Genomic DNA, 22,190 nt, shown 5'->3' with positions numbered 1-22,190 from the left:
CCCTCTGCGCGACTGAAGCTGACGGCCCTTCCCAAAGAGAAGGGCGACAGAAATCCGAAAGGCTCGTCCCATGACAACTGCCGCACCCGGCGACATTGTGCGTATTCACTATTCCGGCCGCCTGACCGATGGCACCCAGTTCGACAGCTCTGAAGGCCGCGCGCCGCTGGAGTTCAAGCTTGGCGAGGGCCAGGTGATCAAGGGGCTCGAACAGCATGTCGCCGGCATGGAAACTGGCGCCAAGAGCACCGTGACCATCCCCGTTGCCGAGGCCTATGGTCCGCGCCGTGATGACGCCATCCAGCAGCTCGACCGCGACAAGGTGCCTGAGGGCATCGATCTGCAGGTCGGCACCCAGCTCCAGGCCCGCACCGCCGATGGCGGCATGCTGCCCATCACCGTGGTGGGCGTGGATGATGCCAGCGTGACCGTCGACGCCAACCATCCGCTGGCCGGCAAGGACCTCGTGTTCGACGTCGAGCTGGTCGAGGTCGTGAAGGCTGCGTAGGCGTTCATCCGTAGGATGATGAAAGGCTCCGGTGGAGCCTTTCAAGCCGGAGCAGGCCATGAGCGCTATGCGCGAATGGCAGGTAGCCGTAGGATGATGAAAGGCTCCGGTGGAGCCTTTCAAGCCGGAGCAGGCCATGAGCGCTATGCGCGAATGGCAGGTAGCCGTAGGATGATGAAAGGCTCCGGTGGAGCCTTTCAAGCCGGAGCAGGCCATGAGCGCTATGCGCGAATGGCAGGTAGCCGTAGGATGATGAAAGGCTCCGGTGGAGCCTTTCAAGCCGGAGCAGGCCATGAGCGCTATGCGCGAATGCAGGTAGCCGTAGGATGATGAAAGGCTCCGGTGGAGCCTTTCAAGCCGGAGCAGGCCATGAGCGCTATGCGCGAATGGCAGGTAGCCGTAGGATGATGAAAGGCTCCGGTGGAGCCTTTCAAGCCGGAGCAGGCCATGAGCGCTATGCGCGAATGGCAGGTAGCCGTAGGATGATGAAAGGCTCCGGTGGAGCCTTTCAAGCCGGAGCAGGCCATGAGCGCTATGCGCGAATGGCAGGTAGCCGAGGCGGGGCGACCGCCTACCGTTTCGGCGGCATGCCCAGGACGCGTTCGATATCCGCGGCCACATATGGCTTGGACAGCCAATCTACCTCCTCGCCCAGACCCGCCAGATCGGCTTCGTTTTCTCTATTGTACCCAGAGGCGATCACAATCCTGATTGACGGCCATTTCTCGCGCACCTGCGAGGCCAGGGATATCCCCGAGACACCAGGCAGGCCGATATCGGTGATAAGCACGTCAACAGGATGTGCCTCGAGCAAGGCCAAGGCCTGTTGGGCTGTGGATGCCTCGTAGGCGGTATGGCCAAGGTCTGTGAGTATGTCGGTCGTGGACATACGGATGAGCACATCATCCTCCACCAGAAGAACGTTCAGCGCCGCTGAAGTCTTCTCGATGTCCGATTGTTCAGACGGGGTCTCGCCATCATTCTTGCGCGCGTCCAGGCACTTTCTCAACCTGTGGGCCAGGTCATCGCGTGAATAGGGTTTGCTGAGCAGCTCGACCCCCTCGTCCAGCCTGCCGCCATGAACGATGGAGTTTTCGGTGTAGCCGGAAGTAAACAGGACTGCCAGGTCTGGCAGCTTTTCCTGCGCCCGCCGGGCCAGCTCGCGGCTTGGCACGGGGCCCGGCATCACCACGTCGGTAAACAGCAGGTCAATCGGGACGCCGCTGTCCACGATGGCCAGACCGCTGGCGCCATCTTTGGCGCGAAGCACGCGATAGCCCAGTCCGGCAATAAGCTCGACCACAGTGGTGCGGACATCGTCATCGTCCTCGACCACCAGAATCGTCTCGGTGCCGCCGCGCACCGGCCCGGTGTCATGCATGGACCTGGCCGTTTCTTCCTGTTTCGTGCGGGGGAGATAGATGCGGAAAGTCGTTCCCTCGCCCACTTCGCTATAGACTTTGATGTGTCCCTTGGACTGCTTGGTCAGGCCATAGACCATGCTCAGGCCAAGTCCTGTCCCCTGGCCAACCGGCTTGGTGGTAAAGAACGGCTCGAAGATCTTGTCGAGTGCTTCGGGGGGAATGCCACTTCCGGTGTCGGTCACTGCGATCATGACATATTGGCCTGGCTCGACATCGGGATGCTGGCGAGCATAGCGATCGTCGAGAAAGGCGTTGCCCGTTTCGATCGTCAGCTTGCCCTGTCCATCCATGGCGTCCCGTGCATTGATTGCCAGGTTCAGTATCGCATTTTCCAGTTGGGTGCTGTCGACAAAAGTGTTCCACAACCCGCCTGACACGATGGTTTCGATCTCGATGCCCTCGCCAAGAGCGCGCCGGAGCAGGTCATCCATCCCGCGGATCAGCTTTCCGGTATGGACGACGGTCGGGGCCAGGGGCTGCTTGCGCCCAAAAGCGAGCAATTGCGACGCCAGGCGCCCGCCGCGCGCGACCCCGGCGATGGCGTTTTGCACGCGCTGTTCGGCCCGGATATTGCCCGCGACATCGCGTGATAGCAGTTGCAGGTTGCCCCCGATCACCTGCAGCAGATTGTTGAAGTCATGCGCAATGCCGCCAGTCAGCTTGCCGATGGACTCCAGCTTCTGCGCCTGGAAGAGTTGCTGCTCGATCGCCTCGCGCTCCGACACCACCTCCTCGACACGCGTCTGCAGAGCCACATTGAAATCGGCCAGGGCAGCTCGTGCCTCAAGATCTGCAGCAATGTTGCGCACCTCGATGACCGTCCCGACGGGCTTGTCGTTCTCGTCGTGGATAGGACTTGCTGTAAACGCCACCGGATAGAAGCTGCCGTCCTTGTGGACGAAGGTTTCCTCGCCGTGAACCTGGAAGTCTTCCGGAAAGGCACGGTCGATTGCGCACTCGTGCAACGGGAAGTGCCGCCCGTCCGGATAGGTGTGGTGGATCACATCGTGCAGGGGACGGCCGCGGGTCTCCTCGAAACGGTAGCCCGTCAGCTCCTCGGCGGCGGCATTCATGTAAATGCATTCCTGACGGTCATCCATAAGAAAGACCGCCATTGTCGTGTTGTTCAGCACTGTATCGAGGCGTTGCACCGCCTGCTTCAGCTCGCGACGCGCCGCATCGCGCTCGGTCGTGTCATCAATGGCCGCAAAGAATACGGGATGATCTTCGTCCTGAAGCAGTTGCAAGGTCACGAAAACGTTGTAGTCCGTGCCGTCCTTGCGCCGATGGATGGTCTCGAAGTGCTGCACGGATTTCTCGCCGGTGCGCAGCGGCTCGATGATGGCGTCAAAGGCCTCGGCATCGAGCAGGGGCTTGATGTCCAGGGGGGTGAGTTCCCTGAGCTCATCCATTGAATAGCCGAGATTGTTTCTGCCACCACGATTGACCAGGATGAACTTGAGCGAAGTCGCATCGAACAGATAGGTCTCACTCGCAGCGTCCTCAACCAGACGCCCCAATCGTTCGTTGGTCGATGTCGCAACAATCCGCTGCAATTCGGCAGCCGCACGGCCTGCGAACAGCTCGAGTGTTTCCTTGGGCTGGAGCGAAAGATCGATGGGTCCGTCGTTCATTATGGCCAGGATGCCCAGAGAAACCGCCCCGGGCCCGCGCAAGGGTGCACCAAGGTAGCTGTTCACCCCCATCTCGCGCAGCAGCTCGTCATGGGGAAACCGTTCCGCGACCCCTTCCGGATAGAAACACAATCCGTCGCTGAGAACATTGTCACAGGGCGAACCGGCCAGGTCGTACTCGACAGGCTCCATCTTCTGCCCGTCGCTCCAACCCGAAAGAACGCGGGCGCGCTTGGTGTTGTTGGGGTCGATATCTGACAGGATCACCCAGCGCACATTCAGGGCATGCGCCAAGGCTTCCACGACAGCATCAAGAAATTCGCGCCCAACAAGCCGCGAGCATTCAATCAGCCTTTCCCAAGCGGCGTCCCTGCGCTTGCGCTGCGTAATGTCGCGCGCGATCTTGGATGCCCCGATGACCTTGCCGCTGTCGTCCTTGATCGGTGAGACGGTCAGTGAAATGTCCAGAGCCGTGCCGTCCTTGCGGATGCGGCGTGTTTCGAAATGACTGACGATTTCCCCGTTCTTGATCCGGCTGAGGATTTCGTCTTCTTCGGCATGACGGGCCGGCTCGATGATGCGCTTGATGGACTGGCCGAGCATTTCGTCGCGCTCGTAGCCGAACAGCTTGAAGGCTCCCATGTTCCAGCTCGTCACGATGGCATCAAGTGACAGGCTGATGATGGCATCTTCGCAATGCTCGACGATGGACGCAAATCGCGTCGTCTCGGCAGAGGTCGCGGCGCTTATTGTCTTGGTCATACCTACTCGCACTCTCGGCCAGTCTGCTCACGCCTGAGGCGCGCGAAGCTGTGCACCTGCCTGTCCTATCATTTAAGTTGAGCGAGGGAAGTAAATCTTGCGGTGCAGTTGGCGGCAAGTTCCCAATTGCGAGCAGGCAATGCCCTGGCGGGCAGGTCGGGAAGCTAGCCCTGGCCCGGTACGGCAAACCGCGCCCGCATCTCTGCCGCTCTCTTCCGGGCGATGCAGCCCTCCTGGTGGTCATTGACCAGCCCCATGGCCTGCATGAAGGCAAAAACCGTTGTGGGGCCGACAAATTTCCAGCCGCGCTTCTTGAGCGCTTTGGAAAGGGCGATCGATTCCGGCGAGGTGGTCTGGCTTTGCGGCTGGGCGGGCTCTTTGGCCTCATAGCGCCAGACAAAGGCTGCAATGGAGCCCGCTTCAGCGATCAGCTCCTGCGCGCGGGCTGCATTATTGATCACCGCCTCGATTTTCCCGCGATGGCGCACAATGCCCTTGTCGGCGAGAAGCCGGTTCACGTCCGCCTCGCCAAAGGCCGCCACCGTGTCGATGTCGAAACCGGCGAAGCCGGCACGGAAGGCCTCCCGCTTGTTCAGAATGGTCCGCCAGCTCAACCCGGACTGGAACCCTTCAAGGCTGAGCTTTTCAAACAGGCGCCTGTCGTCGCTGACCGGAAAGCCCCACTCATGGTCGTGATAGGGCACAAATTCGGGTGCCCCGCCGCACCAGCGGCAGCGTGGCAGGCCATCAGCCGCAGTGAACAGGCTCATGCGTCCCCCAGCAGAAATTGCAGCCGCGCATCGGCGCGGGCCGGCGCAATCTCGATGATTTCGGGCGTCACCACGCCGCCGCTGACAAAGGGGTCTGCGTCCACGCGCTGCACCAGTGCGTCTGTCTCCAGCCCGCGCACCAGGATTGCGCCGCCACCATCTGGCTTGAGGCTGCCCCAGAGCAGGAAATGGCCCTCTTCAAGCCCCTGTTCCAGCCAGGCCTTGTGCCCGGCCAGATAATCACCAGCCCGCGCCGGATCGGCGGGCCGCAACAACACGATGTGCACGGTTCCTTCTCCTCTCAGGGCGTGGCGCTGTCGGCCGGCACCGCGCCATCAATCCAGTCTTCCATCGCCGCCATTTCACGGGCGACGAATTGGGGGTCGCGATAGGCGGTGGCAAGCATGGCTACCCCTTGGCTGCGCATCAGCAGGTGCAGTGCCAGGGTCTCGGCATCCGCACAGCCAAGAGCACGGAATTGTTCGGCCAGCCAGCCGACAAAAAGGTCAAACAGCCCCACGGCTGCCGCGCGCGCCTCATGCGCCAGCTTACTCAGTTCGGTAGCCAGCGAACCCACCGGGCAGCCATAGCGCATGATCTTGTCGCCATTGACCTCGAGAATGCGCACAAAGGCGGAAAGCCGCGCGCGCGGGGTCGGGTTGTCGTTCTCCCATTGTGCCAAAAGAGTCTGCGTAGTCTGCATGCGCCGGGCGATCACGGCGTCCAGAATCTCGTCCTTGCTGCGGAAGTGATAGTAGAAATTGCCCCGCGCGATCTTCACCGCCCCCGCAATATCGGCGAGGGATGTGTGCTCGAACCCGCCCTCGTAGAAGAGCCGGTCCGCCGTTCTGACGATTTCGGTCCGCGTTTCGGCCCCGCGCATCGCATTCACCTTCCTTTTTGCCAGCGCTGATGGCTCTGCCAGTCGTTAGGGCCGGTGTCACCGTGATCGATACCCGGCCGGATCGGCCTGCCGACCTTGGGAAGCTGCCCAGGGACGACCCCGCGCGGTGTTTTGCGATTTTATTAGGACAAATGACCTAAATGATCAAGCGGTCGCGATGGCCGGAATTTTGGGGCAGCGCACACCTGGAGCGGCCTGCCCGGAGAACATGAATGTCCTCCGGGCCAGGCAGCTTTGGCGGGCAGGCGAGGGGGGGGCTAGACCACCAAACGGCTGCGCGTCAGTTCGGCCAGCGACTGCTGTGAGCGGTCCCGCGGACGACTGACCGTCTCTACCCATTCGATCAGTTGCGCCATGCCCGCCTCGAAGTCCTGCTGCGGCTTGATGCCGAACAGGCGTTCAAGCTTGCTGGTATCGGCAAAGCAATGCCGGATGTCGCCGACGCGGTACTGGTTGAGAATGGTGGGCGCAATATTCTTGCGCAGCAGCCGCGCCAGGGTCATGGCAATCTCGTTGACGGTCCTGGCCTGCCCACTGCCGACATTGCAGGTTTCCCACACGGTCAGATCGCTTTCCAGCACACTGGCAAAGGCATTGGCGACGTCGAGCACATGCACAAAATCGCGCCTTTGCTCGCCATCCTCGAAGACAATCGGGGGCTGGTCGTTAAGCAGGCGCGAAATGAAGATCGCGGCCACCCCGGTATAGGGGTTGCTCAGCGCCTGACGCGAGCCATAGGCGTTGAAGAGCCTGAGGGCGATGGTCGGAATCTTGAGCGCCCGGCCCACCGCGAGGAACATTTCCTCATGGTCGCGCTTATTGACCGCATAAATCGAGGCCGGCTGCAGCAACTTGTCTTCGCTGGTGGGCACTGGCCGGAGCTCCGCGCCATCCCGGCTCAGTTCCCAGCGATGCGCCTCAAGCTGGCTATGATCGCGCATCTCCGGCATGACGGGGCGGCCCGTCTTGGCATCAACATATTGCCCTTCGCCATAGATCGACATGGAGGAGGCCACCGCCATGCGCTTGACCGAATGCTCGGTGCGCGAGAGCACCTCGAGCATGATCGCGGCGGCCATGGTGTTGTTGCGCGTGTAGTCGACAATATTGGTCATGCTCTGCCCCACACCCACCGAGGCGGCGAGATGGGCCAGATGCGTGATACCGGTGAGGGCGCTCTCGAACACGCCGTCGTCCAGGATATTGCCCCTGATGCGCCGCGCGGCGGGGTTGAGGTAAACCGGCCAGCCATCGGCGTCGCGCTCGGCGTCGCCATGCACCTGCTCCAGCAGGCAATCGAGAACCGTGACGTCAAAGCCGCGCGCCAGCAACAGCTCCACCAGATGCGACCCGATAAAGCCGGCGCCGCCCGTTACCAGAACATGTCCTTTGGCCATATGTGTTACTCCTTACAAACTCGTCATGCGCCTGATGAGGTTTTTTCCACCCTGCTTTTCAGGGCGGTCACTACGCCGGACCCGGCCGGCTTGGCGGTTGCTGCCAGATTGGGCTTCTTGCTGCGGGTCACGCGGACCAGATCGTGATTGGCATCGGTCTTTTCGGTGCGCTCCCACACCAGCCCCTCATTGAGCAGGAACATGCGAAAGCCGATCCAGAGCGGAATGAGCCAGACCAGCCACCAGGCCATGATGAAGACCGGATTGACCCGCAACAGAAAGCGGATGCGGTCCTTGCGCCGGGGCAACACCAGTGCGGTGCGGCGCCAGGTCCGCACATAGAGCGCCGTCATCGACAGCCCGAAGGCTGCCAGATTGGCCAGCGAGAGCACAATGGCCCAGTCCGGCAGCATGTTGTTCCCTGTCCAGGCCATTGCGGTGGCCCAGATGCCAAGCGGAATGCCCACCGAATTGAGCGAGAGGGACAGGCAGGGCAGGAAATTGAGCCAGGCCTTGAACCGCGCCGGCCAGGGCATGCCCATGGCCTTGAGCGGATAGGTCAGGCTCTGGAAGAAGCCCGCCACCCAGCGTTTGCGCTGGGTAATGCCATGCGCAAAGGTCAGTGGCACTTCTTCGATCAGCGGGTTCTCGATGACGCCCAGCTTCTTGCCATTGGTCCAGAAGCGCATGCCCACTTCCGGGTCCTCGATGGTCAGCCAGGGATGGAAACCACCCAAGGCGATCAGATCCGAGGCGCGGAAGAACAGGCCCTTGCCCAGCACCCAATAGGGGTGTTTTCCATTGGCCGAGAGATGGGGATATTTCGCCCCGTCCCAGGCCATATGGTCAAAGGCGTGCCAGCTTGCCGCCCAGCTGGCATTGAGATTGCCGGCAATGTTCTGCGCCTGCAGCACATCATAGTGTCCCATGCCGGCGGCCGCGGCCAGGAAATGGTCGCTGGGCGGGCAGCTGTCCGCATCGATGTAATTGACCAGGAAATCCTGCGAGCCCATGACGCGCTCGGCAATCTGGTAGAAGGCATAGATCAGTTGCCGCGTCTTTTTCGGGGGCAGGTTGCGGTTCTGCGCGAACTTGCCCTCGTGCCACCAATAGGCCTTGGTGCAGCGGTCCCACGCCTTCCACACCACCCGCCAGGTTTTGTGCGAGGTGGGTGGCACCTCGATGATCTGGAGAAAAGGGAATTCCTTCTGCAGCCGCCGCAGGGACCGCACGGTGAAGGCGTCGTCGGCATTGGGAATGGCCACCACGCTGAACTTGTCCTTGGGATATTCAAGCTGCGAGAGGCTCATGAAGGTGGTGCGCATGGTGGATTCGAGTTCGCGCAGCACGGGATAGAACAGGACGATATAGGGATATTCTTCCGGCGGCTTGGCGCGGGCGGCATTGGGGTCCACCCAGTTGACCGGTCGCGTGAAGAAATAGAGATCCACGCATTGCGACAGGGCATAGGCGATCTGCACGGCGCAGAACGCGAAGATCAGCACTAGGGAGATCGTCTCGCTGGTTTCCATGACCCGCCCTCTCGCACTGCCCGATTACCCGCTCAGACCATCCCGCAGCGCCGGACGCGGCTGCTGCGGCCTGGATCCGTTCATGTAGACCCTCCTGGCCCCCTTGCCTGGGCGGTGCTGGTGGATCGGCACAACGCCGTGCCGCCTGGGGTGCAGCGGTGGCCGGCCAATGGCATGCACGGCAAATCCGGCCTCGAGGAAGCTCTGGGGATCAAGGAAATTACGCAAGTCTACCAGGACCTTATGGCGCACCAGCTCCCCCAGCCGTTTGGGGTCGAGCGTCAAGAACTCGGGCCAGTGCGTGGCCAACACAATGCAATCCGCACCTTCCGCACACACATAGGGATCATCGGCGAACCGCACTCCCTCCAGGCGCATCCGCGCCCCGCCCATGCCTTGCGGATCAAACACTTGCACCCTGGAACCGGCCCGCTGCAGCGCATCGATCAGCGCCAATGACGGGGAGTCGCGCAAATCGTCGGTATTGGGCTTGAAGGTCAGCCCCAATATGGCAACGACGCGACCATAGAGTTCTCCATGCATCGCCTTGGCAACGCGCCGGCTCATGGCCCGCTTGCGCGCCTCATTGGAGGAGATAACGGTTTCCACCAGCCGCAGATTGACGCCATGTTCCTGCGCAATGGCCTGCAGCGCCGTGGTGTCCTTGGGAAAACACGACCCGCCATAGCCGGGCCCTGCCTGCAGGAACGCCGCGCCAATGCGCGCGTCCAGCCCGATGCCATGGGCGACCTGCTCGACATCGGCGCCCACCGCTTCGCACAGATCAGCCATCTCGTTGATGAAGGCGATCTTGGTAGCCAGAAAGGCATTGGCCGCGCATTTGACCAGCTCGGCCTCCCGCCGGCCCATGCACACAATCGGTGTGCCGGATTGTTCAAGCGGCGCGTAGAGGGCCCTGAGCGTATTGCAGGCCGTCTCGTCGCCGGCGCCGACTACAATCCGGTCGGGGTCCATGAAGTCGTCAATCGCCGAACCCTCGCGCAGGAATTCGGGATTGGAGATGACCGAGAAGTGCATCTCCGGCCGCGCCTTGCGCACCAGCGCCTGCACGCTGTCGCCGGTACCAACGGGAACAGTGGATTTGATGATGACCATCTGCGGGTGGACCGCACGGGTAGCGATTTGCCGGGCCACAGCGAAAATGGCACTCAGATCAGCGCTGCCATTGGCCAGGGGCGGCGTGCCCACCGCGATCATTACCGCGTGGACTTCCTTACCCAGCGCCGGCAGTTGGCTGGTGAAGCCGAGGCGGCCCTGCTCCACATTTCGGGTGATCATCTCGGAAAGTTGCGGCTCATAGATGGGAATCCGGCCGGCCTGAAGCTGTTCTACCTTGCTGGCGTCGGTGTCCACGCACAGCACCTGGTGCCCCAGCTCCGCCAGACATGCGCCCGATACCAAACCAACATAACCCGAACCGATAATGATGAGGCGCATGGCTCTAAACTCACTCTGTTACGCAAACTAAATCTGCACGACGGACTCGCTCCGGGCGCCTGGTCTGAAGACCGGTCCATGCAAGGCTGGAGCCAGCGTCGGGCCAAGGCTGGCAAAATAGCGGATGGTCTTTTCCAGCCCCTCGGTCAGCGGCACGCGGGGCCCCCAGCCCAGAAGTGTACTGGCACGGGTGATGTCAGGGCGGCGGCGGCGCGGGTCATCGACCGGCAAGGGGCGATGTACGATCCGCGACGGCGACCCCGTCATCTCGATCACGATCCTGGCCAATTCGCCCACGGTGATCTCCGCCGGATTGCCGATATTGACCGGGCCATCGACCTCCGGGCCGGACGCCATCAACCGCGCGAACCCCTCGATCAGGTCGTCGACATAGCAGAAGGAGCGGGTCTGCTGGCCTTCGCCATAAATCGTGATGTCCTCGCCCCTGAGGGCCTGCAGGATGAAATTGGAGACCACGCGGCCATCGTCGGGCTGCATGCGCGGGCCGTAAGTGTTGAAGATCCGCACGATCTTGACCACCACCCCGCTCCGGCGTGCGAAGTCGGTAATGAGGGTCTCGGCAAATCGCTTGCCCTCGTCATAGCAGGAGCGTGGCCCGACAGTGTTGACATTGCCGCAATAGTCTTCGCGTTGCGGATGGATTTCCGGGTCGCCATAGACCTCCGAGGTGGAGGCATGCATGATCCGGGCTCCGTCCCGCTCGGCGCGATAGAGCACATTGGCTGCCCCTTCGGCGCAGATCAGCGCCGTCCGCACCGGGTCGCTCTGATAATGCACGGGCGAAGCGGGGCAGGCGAGATTGTAGATTTCGTCAAAGGCCGGCAGACGGTCGGGCAAGGCGTCGATGACATCGTGTTCGACCAGTTCGAAGCGGTTGCTGCGCGCCAGGTGCGCGACATTGTCCGGCCGGCCGGTGTGGAAATTGTCGATGCAGGTGACACGGTGGCCTTCGTCAATCAGACGGGCACAGAGATGGGACCCCAAAAAGCCGGCTCCGCCAGTCACGCAGATCGATTTGGGTGCGCCGCTCCGTTCGCCGGTGCGGATTGTCCGTACCGGTCCGGTCACGCTATGGCGCGGGCTCATTGCTGCACCAGGCCGACGCCGAGCGTCAGATCCTTGGGGCGGGGCAGAGGCATGGGAATGTCGAGCAGGCCGACTTTGGCCACGGCGTCCTTAGTCAGCCAGCCACCTGCAGGTGGCCGTACCACGGCGCGATATCCGGTCTCGTAGATCGGCAGCAACCCGGCCTGGTAACTATAGTGCACCACATCGCCATTATGGATCAGCACCATGTCGGCAGAGGTGACCTCGATATCATTGACCCGGACAAAATCGATGAACAGGTTGCGATCGAGCACCCCGTCCTCGCCGGCGCCATCCAAGCGGATGAACTTGTCATTGGTCAGTATCAGGCTGATCTCGGCATCAGGCGTAAGCACATCGTCTGGGACGGTGAAGGAAAACTGTTCCAGGAACGTGCTGGGCCGCGGCTTGGTGAACAGACGGCCATCCGCCTCTGTTCTTATGGCCTTGCTCAGGGTGCCACTGCCGATCACCTTGTCATTGATTAAGAGATCAAAGCTGGGCGGACCATCATAGGCCTCGCCGGCAATGGAAACGACGACCAGCGAATCGGCCACCGCGGGAAGCGCTGCCATGAGGGTCAAGGCTGTTGCCATTCCCAATGACTTCGCGATCACTACTTGTGATATCTTGCACATATTGACTCACCACAAACAAATTTGCCGTACCACAAAGCTCTATGCAGAAATGTTCCCGCACCAATTTACTCTGTCCCTTGATAGTCTAGACCTTGATTTAAGGAGTGGCCATTAATACAATGATTTAGACAGTTATGACTAATTGCCCCTGTCGGGTCCTTGCTTCATTTTTTGGTCTTTAGGGCAAGTCGCTTGTCGATTCGGGGAGGCACAGGTGAAGCGTCGAAATCTGATCATAGGCGCGGCGGCCGCGCTCAGCATTGGGCAGCTGGTTGGCTGCGCGCGCGTCGACCGAACCCAGACCGGATCGACCACCACCACGCTGGATCAGACCGAAGCACGCCAGCCGCGCCCTGCCGCGCCACCTCCGGTGCGCGCCCTGCGTTCTGCGGCCTCTTCACGCGGGCTATATTTCGGCGCCGCGATCCAGAGCGGCACCCTGGGCGACAGCCGGCTGCGCGCCAGTGTTGTCCGAGACTGTTCGGTCATCACCCCGGAATGGGCGATGAAATGGGATTCCATCGCAGCCAGCCGCAATTACAATTTTGGCGAAATGGATCAGCTCGCCAGCTTCGCCTCTCGCAATGGCCTGAGCATGCGCGGGCATACCCTGCTCTGGCACAAGAGCCTGCCGCGCTGGGCGGCCTCCGCGCTGGCCTCGAACCGCGATTGGGCTCTGATCGATGATCACTTTTCCAAGGTCATTGGCCGCTATGGCAATCAGGTGCGCGAATGGGACGTGATCAATGAGCCGATCGAACCCAATCACGGGGCAAATGGCCTGCGCCGCAACCAGTTCTACCAGGCCTTCGGCGAGGCCTATATCGAGCGTGCCCTGGAGGCGGCCAAGGCCCGGGCACCGCGCGCCCGCATGGTGATCAATGAATACGGGCTCGAATACAACAGCGGCTATGAAGGCCAGCGGCGCCTTTCCCTGCTGCGGCTGCTCGAGCGGCTCAAGTCGCGTGGTGCGCCGGTTGATACGGTCGGGTTGCAAGCCCATCTGGATCTGCGCAAGGGGAATGTCTATGCCGACGGCATTTACGGCATGATGCGCGATATCCGCGGCATGGGGCTCAAAGTGGCCATCACCGAGTTGGACGTCGCCGAGGCCAATACCGGCCTTTCGCTTGAGCGCCGGGACACTCTGGTGGCCGATGAAACCCGCCGTTATCTCGATATCGTGCTGCAGTTCAACAATGTGCTTGGTGTCAGCACCTGGGGCCTGAGCGACAGCCACTCCTGGTTGCGTACCCAGCGCAGCGCCACCAATCGCGGACTGCCCTATGATCGGGACTGGCAGGCCAAGCCGATGCATGGCGCCATTCTGACCGCCTTCGCGTAAGGCCGGTGTCCCGGCTCAGCGCACCGTATCCATCAAGTTGACATATAGCGCCCGCGTCTCGGGGCTGGGTTCAACCCCCAGCTCATTGGCGAGGAGGCTGTGCATGGAGGCGTAGAGCTCGCTGACCCGGGCATAGTGCCGCCGCTCGGCCGCCTCTTCCATCAACACGCAGACCGCATCTTCCCGGTACGGATCAAGTTCGAGCAAGCGGCGGGCGCAAATGCTGCGCTCGGCCTGGCTGTGATCTGTGCCCGGACGGATCCCTTCGGCAATGCCATCCACGGCATGCAACAGCAATTCATTGCGCCGCGAAGACAGCCAATCCTCGAATTCCTCGCTGCTCGGATCCTGGTTGGCCAGCAACTCCCCGCCATAAATCCTGGCAAGCTGCAGCGGGGTGAGCCTGGTCTCGCCCTCAATATGCCGGGCCATTTCGATCAAATCGCAATAAACGCCAGCGCTGGGGGCAAGGTGCAGAGTCGAATTGCTGGCTTCAATCAGCACGAAGTCATGCTCGTCCTGCACATGCCGGATCCGGGCGAGCGACTGGCGGAGATTGGCGGCCGCCTTACCATCGTCGGCATTGGGCCAGAACAGTGCGGCAAGCTGGCTGCGCGCCTGCACCTGCTCAGGCGTGGACAGGATCAGATAGGCCGCGATCCGGAAAAAACTCGCAGGGACACCCTGGACCAAACTATTGCCGGCAAGCAGGCAACACGGGCCAAGCAGTCTGATTGTTATAAGGCGTGGCGCTTGAGTACCCATCGCGCCCTCCATCCCTCACTCACGCATTATTTTTATGAACTAGAATTATTCATTCTATCCCAATTTGACGCTATTTCGTAGAACCTACTTCTCCCGCCTTCTTAGGTCACGGAATTTTTGTTCCAGGCCGCGAACGGCCCAAGCTGAGGCTAGGGCTTGATGCCGCTGGCGGCGAAAAATGCCCACATGTCCCGGTTGACCGCGGTGATCGCTTGGATCGCCGCCTGCACCCGTTCAAACTCCGTGTCGTCCAGCGCTTCGGCCTTCCCGTATTTGAGAGCGTCGTCAAACTCGACGATGCGCATCAATTGCGTCCCGCTCAGTTCACCATTGGAGTCGAATGAGTAGATGCAATGATTATACTTGTTCCGCACCTTGGTCTCCCTTTTGAGGCGCTCGGTCAGATCCAGCACTGCGTGTCGGGTCTCCGGTGGGGTAGCCGGCAGTTTTGCCAGCCTGTCGAGCAGGTCAAGCCGCGCCCTGGTGGTGTTCAGCGTCAGAAAGATGATGACCGCAGCATCCTTGGACGTACCGGCTAGATGGGCGATCAGGTAGATGAACAGGCTTTCCGTGTTGGTCCACACATAGTTCAGCTGCCCGACCTGCTGGAGTACCCTGTCCAGGCTGGGCATGGCATCACCCCAGCGCGGTGGCCCGGCGGCGGTCACCATTGCCTGGGGCGATTGAGCCCCTGTCGAGCCTGTGCTCGTGCAGATAGGCAGCCGCCTGCGTCCGGTTCGTCACCCGCAGCTTGGCGATCAGATTATGCACATGCGCCTTCACGGTATGCTCCGACAGCGCCATACGGTCTGCGATCAGCTTGTTCTGATAGCCTTCTGAGACCAGGGTGAGAATTTCCCGCTCGCGGGCCGTCAATGTGTTGAGCCCGTTCTCCGCCTCGGCCATTGTTCCCTCCAGCTGGCGATCGATGCTGTCGGCGACTGCCCGGCCTCGTGGGAGTTGGGCGCTACCCGCTGTGGCCATCGGCATCGGCGGGTTGGAAATACGGTGTGGCGGCGCGAAATGGCTGGTGGCCGCACCATTGCTTTGCGGCAGATATTCACCACCGGCCATGACCAGGCGCATCAGCGCAAACCAGACGTCAAGCGGCAGTGTGGTGGGCAGGATGCCTTGGATGAGCCGCTGCTCGATCAGTTGGGCGTCCACCACCGGCAGGCCGTTGTCGACAGCCACCGCAATAGCCGCATTGGGAAACCGGCGCTGACACCGCTCGATCACGTCCACGCCGATCAACCGCGCCCCTGCACCCAGCAAGACCAGCCTGACGCCTTGGTCGGGCTCGGAGCTGTCGTCGATGCGGTCTACAAAATACACCTTAGCATCGCGAAATTGATCCTGCAGCGCGCTGCAGAGGCACTGGAATATCGCTTGCTGCGGGGCAACAAAAACGATCCGGAACTCGTCTGGATTTGTAGGAAAGTCTTCGGCCTGACGCGATTTGCGTTGACCGTCATACGGGTTTTCACTCACTTTACCACTCCCTCCCCTCGCGATAACTGTGGACTTGCGCCCCAGCGTTTCTGGCACCATCGCTCTCAAGGTTGACAAAACGTTAACATCCGGGGCGTGACTCTGGCGTGATTCCTTCCCTCGCAAGCTTAATGCAAAAGATTGAGGCGATCCGGCTCTTAAGCGCCAAAAATCGTCCATTCGATTGAGAATTGGCGCACTTCCTCCCCCGTCCAGGGCATTGAAAACGATCTAGCTCGCTAGTGCAGCCGACACATGTTCTAGATCGATAAGATGTATTTGGGTCCTTCAGCCTAGCCTGAAGTGGCCACTATACTTTGACCCTCAGCGGTCAATACTCAGGTTTGCGGCCCGCGATTTTGTGCGTCGCGCTGGGTAATTGGGAATCTGACATGCAAGGGTGCTGAAAAGATACTGCGTACAGCGCCAGCCATCTGTGTTTCCTGCGTTTGCCCTTCAGTAATGAGCAGCCGACATGCCTCCATTTGAGATGACAGGAGGTGATGGTCGCTCAGCCATATAGCCATCACAGAGGAGAGTTCCAATGGCTGACAATTTCCAAAACAATGGTGCGTTTACAGACAACTCCCAGCAGAATGACAATTCTCAGGACAATGATCTGAACGCCACCATTCAGGACAACGGCAACGACAAGTCGACCAATAACTCCAACAACGACAATTCTCAGGATAACGACCTGAACGCGACGTTGCAGGACAACGGCAACGACAAGTCGACCAATAACTCCAACAACGACAATTCGCAGGACAACGACGTCAGCGTATCTGACACTGCGAACAACAAGTCGATGAACGACTCGAATAACGACAACTCGACAGATCTCGACGTCGATGTGGATGATGTGGCCAACAACAAGTCGACCAATGACTCCAACAACGACAACTCAACATCCAACCAGGATGTGGCCAACAACAAGTCAACCAACGATTCGAACAACGACAACTCTCTCGATATCGATGTGGATGACGTGGCCAACAACAAGTCGACCAATGACTCCAACAACGACAATTCCACGACGGATTCGAACAACGACAACCGGGATCAGTCGACACACTTTGCGATGGCTGACTCGCAGAACAACAACTCGATGAACGACTCCAACAACGACAACTCCCAGGACAACGACCTGAACCTGGATGTTAAGGTTGACGATGTTGCCAACGACAAGTCGACCAATAATTCTCACAACGACAGCTCGACCAGCAATCAGGATGTCGGAAACAACACTGACGTCGGGAATAACACTGACGTTGGGAATAACAAGTCGATGAATGATTCGAATAACGACAATTCGAATAATTCGATGAACAACTCCAACAACGACGCCTCCACTCATCTTGATGCCGACATCGATGTCGCTATCACGGACGCCTTCAACAGCTCCGACGATGATGGGTCGCACAACTCCGATGATGACTTCGCCGATCTCGATATCGGCACCGCGACGATGGACAATCTGTTCATCAACAGCGGCTCGCTCGAATTCGATCCGGGCGATGACGTCAACTTCGAGAACGTCTTCAATGGCGCCTTCTCGGGTGGCGGAGGTGACACTGGCTTTGCAATCAGCCAGGTGGCCGACATCGTCGACAACGACACCTTGAGCAACGTTCAGAACAATGCCAACGGCTCGTTCAACGCCCAGGCATTCGGAGCTCACGCTGACGCTTCTGGCAACGCCCAGAGTTCAAGCGGCGGTGACGATGCCTCGACCAGCGCCGGTGCGGACGCCAGCGCATATGTGTACGGCAGCGCCTTCAACATGGAAGTCGTGCTCGGTGCCAATCTGCAGCAGAACGCGGTCGATGCGACCGTGGTGGGTGGCAACAACCACATGTACAACGACGCCGGCAACGACGACGCATAAGCGAGCGCCCCCAACGCTTGCAAGATCTGCGCGGTAGCGCCCCCACCGCGCAGATCATCTTACTTCCGCCAGTCCGCCGGGAAACGAATTGGCGAGTAGGAGGTCTCCAGTGTTTTTTCCAAGTGATCCATTTTCAGAAATTGTTGCCCACTTTCTCGGCTACTTCCAGATCGCTGCCGAGGACATGAAGGTCCGGCTGGAAATGGCCCTGGCCGAGCATGAGGCAGAAGCCGCGCCCCAGACGCCGGAAATGCAACAGATTTCCGTCGATATGGTGCAGTCTTATGCCCTGGGGAATTATGCCCCCGGCGTCTTCTACGCTCCCCCCGAATTCCTGATCCGCGGCGAGGCCACATTTGGCCCCAGTCCTATCGGACTTGCCAATACCCCTGATTTTACCGCGTCCGAGCTCGGAGCGCCCCCCGCCCATCGGACCGCCTCGCCTGATGATCCGGTGATCCCGCTGATCGGCACTGCGCCCGGATCGGTGATTGCTCTCTTCTCCCAAACCGTCAGCCTGTCCGACGATGACGTGTTCATAATGGGTACTCTCGACGCGCCGCTGACCTTCCATTCCGGCGCCGATACCGGCCTTATGAGCCTGCAATCGGCCAGCAACGCGGTGCTCGGCCCGATCGGCTCGGGGCCTGGCATTTCGAGCTACGACGACGTGCCGCTGGTCATGCAGAACGTCAACGCCATCGCCAAGGCGCATCAGGACAATCCCGATATCGAGTTTCAAGAAGTCGACTCGCTGACCGGCACCTTTGTCAATGGCGCCAGGGTCGAAGAGGCTCCCGAACTGTCCGACTCCCTCCCCAAGCATCTTCAGGATCAAGAGGAGGATGCCACGCCGCCCGGCACCATCAAGGTCTCCGGCGAGTATGAGGCGCACCTCCAGATTTTAGGCGACGATATCGAGGGCACCATCAACTACAACAGCGGCGGCAATTTCCTCGTCAACGAGGCTTCCGTGCTGAATGGCGGCCTGGCTAGCACGCACTTCGTCGTGGGCGGAAATTTCCACCAGCTCGACGCTATCATCCAGATCAACAGCTATTGCGACACTGATTATGTCAACGATGACGTACCGCTGGCGCGATCGCCCGGCGGTGGCACAAATGCTGTCAATGTCGCCAGCTTCGTGCAGGAGACCCTCGACACCGCTGGGGCCCGTGCAGAGGCAAATCCGGGGGTGATGCCGCAGAACTGGCAGGTTACCTGCGTGACAGGCGACATCATCTTCCTTGAGTGGATGAAGCAACTCACCTTCATGTCCGATCAGGATATCGGCGTGCTCACCGCCGCAGGCACCAATGCCGTGGTGACCAGCGGCGAGAATATCGGCATGAACAGCGTGAGCTTTGCCAATATAGGCCTGTTCTACGACCTCATACTCGTTGGCGGCAATGTCTACGATGCCAACATCATTGTGCAGACCAATATTCTCTACGACAACGACACCATCACCCTGCTGGGCGCGGACCATGAGGGTATGGCCTATCGAGAAGCCGGCACTCTAAACACCAGTAATAACCTGCTCTGGAACCAGGCCTCGATCCACAATGTCGGAGCCACCGAGGTCAAGCAAGGCATCTCGGACCACAACAAGGCAGCAATGGACGGGCTTGCTAGCGGCAACAAATCCATGCCTTACAGCTTCTATGCCGCCGAGGAATTCGAAGGGATCGCCATCCCCCGCGTGCTCTATGTCTCGGGCAGCATCTACGATCTGCGCTATATCGAGCAGACCAATATTCTGGGCGATGCCGATTTCGTCGCCCTGCAGAAAAAGGCCTTCCTCGATGACCAGCCGGCCACGGAATGGAACATCGACACCGGCTCCAATGCCCTGGTCAACATCGCCACCATCAAGGACTACGACGCCTACGGCGATACCATCGAAGTGGGCGGCAACCACTACTCCGACTCCATCCTGATCCAGGCCAATATTCTTCAGGCGCAAGGTGACGGAAGCGACGACGACGCTCTGGTGAGCGAGGTGGTTGCCTTCCTCGATCACACCGACACGCTCGCCGATACCCCCGACTACGCCCTTGGGGGCACGACCCATGACGCGGCCCCGGTCGACCTCATGCAATCCGTCCTCGCGTAATTCAGTTTCCGGATAGAGCACATGACCTTTGAGCACCTGAGCCGTACCGACCAACAGGCGCTGGGCCGTCGCTTGCGCCACGCCACCCGGGCCCGGTCCGATCAGATGGATCAGATCATGGACGATATCCATCTGGCAGCCGCAGAACTCGATGAACTGGCCCGCGGCTATGCCCCCTCTTCACAGGCTGGAGAAGACAATAGCGCGCAGCGGGCTGTCGAAGCACCCTCCCGTGCGGGTGGCAACACGCCCCCGACGCCCCGTGCCGTGTTGCGTCCCCGGCCTGAAGAAGCTTCCCAAGCAGCTCCCGCAAATGCGGATCGGCCGGACACATTGGTGAGCACGCCAGCATCGGCCGGGTCAGCCGAGGCAGCCCAGCAGCAGCGTCCCGAGGGACCCCCGCCGCCCGGCACCGCGGCAGCGGAAGCCGAGCCCGCCCCAAAGGCCGAGCGCCAGACGGCTGCCGAGCCGGAAGGCAGAACAGCTCCGGACCCGGAGCCCGCGCAGCAGCAAGAGGCTCGCGCCGAGTGGCCGCAACGTGAATTTCGAACGCCGGAGCCCGACAAGCCCAAAACCCGCGTTCCGCCCATCGTGGAGGGCGAACGCGGACCGCTCAATACGTCCAGGAAGACCTCCTCTGGCGATGGTGGCGGAAAGGGCGTCAAAGGCTCCGGCAACGGAGGGGGCGGGGGTGGCGGCGGCGCGGGTTTTCACAAACGCGCCGCCCAGCCCAATTTCACCGAAAGCCTGGCCAAGGGCATGGCGGCGGTGCGCACCAATCTGGGCATCGTGATGTTCTTCACGGTGTTCATCAATATCCTGGTGCTGGCGATCCCGATCTATCTGTTCCAGATCTCGGACCGTGTGCTGACCAGCCGGTCGACGGACACACTGGTCATGCTGACCGCGGCCGTGGTGGGCGCCGTCATTCTCCAGGCCATTCTCGACGCCGTCCGCCGCTTCATTCTCATGCGCACGGCAGTGGAAATCGCGGTGCAACTGGGTTCTCCCATTCTGAGCGCGGCCGCCCGGGCCTCGCTGCACAGCAATGGGCGCGACTATCAGGTCCTGGGCGATCTGCAGCAATTGCGCAGCTTCATCGTCTCGGGGACCCTGCTGTCCTTCCTTGACGCGCCGATGGCCCCGCTTTTCGTGCTGGCCGTCTTCCTGATCCATCCCCAGCTTGGTCTGGTGGTGGTCGGCGCTTCGATTTGCCTGATCATCATTGCCATGATCAACCAGCGCATGACGGCGCGGCCCTTTACCGATGCCAACAACCTGCTGAGCCGGGCAGCGCTGCACCTCGATTCCATGTCGCGCAATTCCCAGATCATCAACGCCATGGCGATGATCCCCGAAGTGGTGCGCATCTGGGGCCGGGATACCGCCGGATCGCTGCAGGCCCAGGTCAAGGCCCAGGATCGCAACATCGTCATGTCGTCCGTCTCCAAGGGTGTGCGCCTGCTCACCCAGGTCGCCATGCTCGGCTGGGGCGCTTTTCTTGCCATCCAGGGAGAGATTACCGGCGGCATGGTGATCGCCGGCTCGATCATCGCGGCCCGCGCCCTGACCCCGATAGAGGGCACGATCGAGGGCTGGAACGGGTTCTCCCAGTTCCGGGCCTCCTTTGGCCGGATCAAGGGATTGCTCAACTCTTCACCCTTCAATTTCCAGCGCCTGCTGCTGCCCGAACCCAAGGGGCGGCTGGATGTGGAACGGATTCTCTTTGTGCCGCCGCCCAACAAGAAGGTGCTGCTCAACGGCATCACCTTCTCGCTGATGCCCGGCGAGTCCCTGGCCGTGATCGGCAATTCCGGCTCGGGAAAAACCACGCTGGGCAAGATGCTGGTCGGCTCGATCCTGCCGACGTCCGGCTCTGTCCGGCTCGACCTGATGGATCTGCGCAACTGGGACCAGCGCCAGTTCGGCGAGAATATCGGCTATCTGCCGCAGGACGTGCAGCTCTTTCCGGGCACCATCAAGGCCAATATCGCGCGTATGCGTGAGGATGCCAGTGACCAGGATATCTTCGACGCCGCGGTTCTGGCCGATGTGCATGAATTGATCGCCGGCCTGTCTCAGGGCTATGAGACCTTTGTCGCGGCAGATGGCGCGCCGCTTTCGGGCGGTCAGAAGCAGCGCATTGCGCTGGCCCGGGCCTTTTTCGGCAATCCCAAGCTGGTTGTGCTCGACGAGCCCAATTCCAATCTCGACTCGCAGGGCGAGGCGGCGCTGGCCAAGGCGCTCGAGCACGCCCGCAAGCAAAAGATCACCGTGGTTACCATCACGCAGCGTCCGGCCCTGCTCAATGTGGTCGACAAGATCCTGGTGCTCAACAACGGCTCGGTATCCATGTTCGGCACGCGCTCCGAAGTCATGACGGCGCTGACCGGCAAGCCGGGCAGCAATCCATCCAGCATCAACGCGCCCAAGCCAACCGGAGGAAACTAG

Annotated in this window: 17 protein-coding genes; 5 read left to right on the top strand and 12 right to left on the bottom strand. The window is 60.7% G+C overall.

Annotated features, from left to right (window positions below; translation table 11 throughout):
- Window positions 1-70: 70 nt before the first annotated feature.
- Window positions 71-508: a peptidylprolyl isomerase gene (locus ACE4RL_RS00615; protein ID WP_375598619.1), complete on the top strand. Its 438-nt coding sequence runs from the start codon at window positions 71-73 to the stop codon at window positions 506-508.
- Window positions 509-1,079: 571 nt separating this feature from the next.
- Here ACE4RL_RS00615 and ACE4RL_RS00610 read toward each other — a convergent pair.
- From ACE4RL_RS00610 to ACE4RL_RS00570, 9 genes are all read right to left on the bottom strand, one after another.
- Window positions 1,080-4,328 (bottom strand): PAS domain S-box protein, encoded by a 3,249-nt coding sequence (locus tag ACE4RL_RS00610; protein ID WP_375598618.1) that lies wholly within the window; start codon window positions 4,326-4,328, stop codon window positions 1,080-1,082.
- Window positions 4,329-4,492: 164 nt separating this feature from the next.
- Window positions 4,493-5,098 (bottom strand): DNA-3-methyladenine glycosylase I, encoded by a 606-nt coding sequence (locus ACE4RL_RS00605; protein ID WP_375598617.1) that lies wholly within the window; start codon window positions 5,096-5,098, stop codon window positions 4,493-4,495.
- Complete coding sequence (locus ACE4RL_RS00600) at window positions 5,095-5,385, bottom strand: YciI family protein (protein ID WP_375598616.1); 291 nt, start codon at window positions 5,383-5,385, stop codon at window positions 5,095-5,097. The genes ACE4RL_RS00605 and ACE4RL_RS00600 overlap by 4 nt, the downstream gene beginning before the upstream one ends.
- A 14-nt stretch (window positions 5,386-5,399) precedes the next feature.
- The gene (locus tag ACE4RL_RS00595) at window positions 5,400-5,981 is read right to left on the bottom strand and encodes a TetR/AcrR family transcriptional regulator (RefSeq protein ID WP_375598615.1); all 582 of its coding nucleotides are present in this window, start codon (window positions 5,979-5,981) and stop codon (window positions 5,400-5,402) included.
- A gap of 278 nt (window positions 5,982-6,259) precedes the next feature.
- Entirely contained in the window at window positions 6,260-7,399 is a 1,140-nt protein-coding gene (locus ACE4RL_RS00590; RefSeq protein ID WP_375598614.1) for an NAD-dependent epimerase/dehydratase family protein, read from the bottom strand.
- 23 nt (window positions 7,400-7,422) lie between these two features.
- A complete protein-coding gene (locus tag ACE4RL_RS00585) occupies window positions 7,423-8,931 on the bottom strand; it encodes a glycosyltransferase family 2 protein (protein ID WP_375598613.1) in 1,509 nt (502 codons plus the stop codon).
- Window positions 8,932-8,955: 24 nt separating this feature from the next.
- Window positions 8,956-10,389: a UDP-glucose dehydrogenase family protein gene (locus tag ACE4RL_RS00580; protein WP_375598612.1), complete on the bottom strand. Its 1,434-nt coding sequence runs from the start codon at window positions 10,387-10,389 to the stop codon at window positions 8,956-8,958.
- Window positions 10,390-10,416: 27 nt separating this feature from the next.
- Window positions 10,417-11,496, bottom strand: a complete 1,080-nt coding sequence (locus tag ACE4RL_RS00575) for a UDP-glucuronic acid decarboxylase family protein (RefSeq protein ID WP_375598611.1) — start codon at window positions 11,494-11,496, stop codon at window positions 10,417-10,419.
- Window positions 11,493-12,092, bottom strand: a complete 600-nt coding sequence (locus tag ACE4RL_RS00570; protein WP_375598610.1) for a hypothetical protein — start codon at window positions 12,090-12,092, stop codon at window positions 11,493-11,495. Before ACE4RL_RS00570 ends, ACE4RL_RS00575 begins: the two co-directional genes overlap by 4 nt.
- A 256-nt stretch (window positions 12,093-12,348) precedes the next feature.
- Between ACE4RL_RS00570 and ACE4RL_RS00565 the strand changes: the two genes are divergently transcribed.
- Window positions 12,349-13,479 (top strand): endo-1,4-beta-xylanase, encoded by a 1,131-nt coding sequence (locus tag ACE4RL_RS00565; protein WP_375598609.1) that lies wholly within the window; start codon window positions 12,349-12,351, stop codon window positions 13,477-13,479.
- Between the two features lie 15 nt (window positions 13,480-13,494).
- Here ACE4RL_RS00565 and ACE4RL_RS00560 read toward each other — a convergent pair whose 3' ends face one another.
- From ACE4RL_RS00560 to ACE4RL_RS00550, 3 genes are all read right to left on the bottom strand, one after another.
- Entirely contained in the window at window positions 13,495-14,172 is a 678-nt protein-coding gene (locus ACE4RL_RS00560) for a BTAD domain-containing putative transcriptional regulator (RefSeq protein ID WP_375598608.1), read from the bottom strand.
- Window positions 14,173-14,393: 221 nt separating this feature from the next.
- Complete coding sequence (locus tag ACE4RL_RS00555; protein ID WP_375598607.1) at window positions 14,394-14,876, bottom strand: hypothetical protein; 483 nt, start codon at window positions 14,874-14,876, stop codon at window positions 14,394-14,396.
- A 4-nt stretch (window positions 14,877-14,880) separates the two neighbouring features.
- On the bottom strand, window positions 14,881-15,792 hold the full coding sequence (locus ACE4RL_RS00550) for a response regulator transcription factor (protein ID WP_375598606.1): 912 nt from the start codon (window positions 15,790-15,792) through the stop codon (window positions 14,881-14,883).
- Window positions 15,793-16,279: 487 nt separating this feature from the next.
- Between ACE4RL_RS00550 and ACE4RL_RS00545 the strand changes: the two genes are divergently transcribed.
- The 3 genes from ACE4RL_RS00545 (at window position 16,280) to ACE4RL_RS00535 (ending at window position 22,190) form a co-directional block, all read left to right on the top strand.
- A complete protein-coding gene (locus tag ACE4RL_RS00545; protein WP_375598605.1) occupies window positions 16,280-17,623 on the top strand; it encodes a hypothetical protein in 1,344 nt (447 codons plus the stop codon).
- Between the two features lie 109 nt (window positions 17,624-17,732).
- On the top strand, window positions 17,733-19,739 hold the full coding sequence (locus ACE4RL_RS00540) for a hypothetical protein (RefSeq protein WP_375598604.1): 2,007 nt from the start codon (window positions 17,733-17,735) through the stop codon (window positions 19,737-19,739).
- A gap of 105 nt (window positions 19,740-19,844) precedes the next feature.
- Window positions 19,845-22,190 (top strand): type I secretion system permease/ATPase, encoded by a 2,346-nt coding sequence (locus ACE4RL_RS00535; RefSeq protein ID WP_375600202.1) that lies wholly within the window; start codon window positions 19,845-19,847, stop codon window positions 22,188-22,190.

Origin of the sequence: Devosia polycyclovorans (assembly GCF_042181575.1) — a bacterium.
Classification (GTDB): Bacteria; Pseudomonadota; Alphaproteobacteria; order Rhizobiales; family Devosiaceae; genus Devosia; species Devosia polycyclovorans.
The sequence above is the reverse complement of the archived record's forward strand: the minus strand, read 5'-3'. Positions and strand labels throughout refer to the sequence as shown.

Bases quoted from the DNA above. Each gene is read 5' to 3' on its own strand.
- ACE4RL_RS00615 (WP_375598619.1), top strand. From the start codon at position 71: ATGACAACTGCCGCACCCGGCGACATTGTGCGTATTCACTATTCCGGC.
- ACE4RL_RS00610 (WP_375598618.1), bottom strand. From the start codon at position 4,328: ATGACCAAGACAATAAGCGCCGCGACCTCTGCCGAGACGACGCGATTT.
- ACE4RL_RS00605 (WP_375598617.1), bottom strand. From the start codon at position 5,098: ATGAGCCTGTTCACTGCGGCTGATGGCCTGCCACGCTGCCGCTGGTGC.
- ACE4RL_RS00595 (WP_375598615.1), bottom strand. From the start codon at position 5,981: ATGCGCGGGGCCGAAACGCGGACCGAAATCGTCAGAACGGCGGACCGG.
- ACE4RL_RS00590 (WP_375598614.1), bottom strand. From the start codon at position 7,399: ATGGCCAAAGGACATGTTCTGGTAACGGGCGGCGCCGGCTTTATCGGG.
- ACE4RL_RS00585 (WP_375598613.1), bottom strand. From the start codon at position 8,931: ATGGAAACCAGCGAGACGATCTCCCTAGTGCTGATCTTCGCGTTCTGC.
- ACE4RL_RS00580 (WP_375598612.1), bottom strand. From the start codon at position 10,389: ATGCGCCTCATCATTATCGGTTCGGGTTATGTTGGTTTGGTATCGGGC.
- ACE4RL_RS00575 (WP_375598611.1), bottom strand. From the start codon at position 11,496: ATGAGCCCGCGCCATAGCGTGACCGGACCGGTACGGACAATCCGCACC.
- ACE4RL_RS00570 (WP_375598610.1), bottom strand. From the start codon at position 12,092: ATGGCAACAGCCTTGACCCTCATGGCAGCGCTTCCCGCGGTGGCCGAT.
- ACE4RL_RS00555 (WP_375598607.1), bottom strand. From the start codon at position 14,876: ATGCCCAGCCTGGACAGGGTACTCCAGCAGGTCGGGCAGCTGAACTAT.
- ACE4RL_RS00545 (WP_375598605.1), top strand. From the start codon at position 16,280: ATGGCTGACAATTTCCAAAACAATGGTGCGTTTACAGACAACTCCCAG.
- ACE4RL_RS00535 (WP_375600202.1), top strand. From the start codon at position 19,845: ATGGATCAGATCATGGACGATATCCATCTGGCAGCCGCAGAACTCGAT.